Source organism: Staphylococcus sp. HMSC056G08 (assembly GCF_001812305.1).
GTDB lineage: Bacteria > Bacillota > Bacilli > Staphylococcales > Staphylococcaceae > Staphylococcus > Staphylococcus simulans.
The window spans coordinates 1-265 of the sequence record NZ_KV808489.1 but is presented as its reverse complement, the minus strand read 5'-3'; the positions used below and the strand labels follow the sequence as shown (position 1 = coordinate 265).

1 pseudogene is annotated in these 265 nt (G+C 33.2%); it reads right to left on the bottom strand.

The annotated features are described in order from the left end of the window. Positions 1–143 (bottom strand): annotated as a pseudogene (locus HMPREF2846_RS14740) (mobile element-associated protein); the annotation flags it as partial. Between the last annotated feature and the right edge of the window lie 122 nt (positions 144–265).

Genomic DNA, 265 nt, shown 5'->3' with positions numbered 1-265 from the left:
TTATTATTAATTTGTGGTATAGCTAATCTATTAACAAGCTCACTCCACTTAGGTTGTGAGAACTGTTTAAATGAACCAGCGTCTAAACTTTCATACCACACCATACTTACTTGAGTATCATATTCTAAATTTATTTTATTCATTTTACCACCTCTGATGAATACCAGAGCAAAAACTGCTATAATATAGATATAGAGTTTTGTTCGCTCTGGTATATTGTTTATATTTTACGCGTCTCTTTCGGTTTGGTCGCCATTGAGAGACG